The sequence below is a fragment of the Zhengella mangrovi genome (assembly GCF_002727065.1).
Lineage (GTDB): Bacteria > Pseudomonadota > Alphaproteobacteria > Rhizobiales > Rhizobiaceae > Zhengella > Zhengella mangrovi.
In genome coordinates this window covers 1-673 of sequence record NZ_PDVP01000065.1, presented here as the reverse complement: position 1 = coordinate 673, position 673 = coordinate 1, and the positions used below count along the sequence as shown (strand labels likewise).

The 673-nt window shown below is 75.0% G+C and carries 1 pseudogene; it reads left to right on the top strand.

From position 1 onward, the window contains the following. Positions 1–673, top strand: a pseudogene (locus CSC94_RS24800) (TonB-dependent receptor); the annotation flags it as partial.

Sequence of the window (673 nt, the reverse complement as noted above, 5' to 3'; positions counted from 1 at the left end):
GCGGCCGGGGCCGACATCCTGCTGCGCAGGTCGGAGAAGACCTGGCTGGAGGCGGAGGTGGCCGGCTCGCGGGGTCCGGGCTTCGCCTCGTCGATCTCCACGGACGGCGGCCTGACGTCGTCGGACGAGACGGCGGCGGGACGGCGCAACGTCACCGCGCTGGCCTGGCGGGTGAAGGGCGAGGGCGACCTGGCGGAACTGACCGGGGAGCGCCTGCGCGGCACGCTGGGCGGCTATTACGAGCAGCGCCAGGGCGGCTTCCAGACGCTGAGCCAGAACGTCAGCGTGGACGAGCGCATCTGGGGCGCCCATGCCAGCGTGGACGTGAGCGAGCGGCTGGCGCTGAGCGGAAGCTACGATGCGCGCCGCGACGACAACGGCGTGTCGGAACAGGAGGGCAGCGGCGCGGTGACGGTGCGTCCGTCGGAGGGCTGGAAGGTGGCGCTGGGCCTGACGTGGACGGCGCGGGCCAACCCGGCGGCGCGCGTGGCCGGCTACAACGGCGAGCGGCTGGTGGCGGGCGTGCGCATCGACCGCGAACTGTCCGACGACGCCTCGGTCTATGCCTTCGGCCAGGGCACGGTGCTGCGGCGCGGCGACCTGCGGGCCAACGACCGCGGCGGGGCGGGGGCGCGCTGGCGCCTGTCCGACCAGGTGGCGCTGTCGGGCGAGG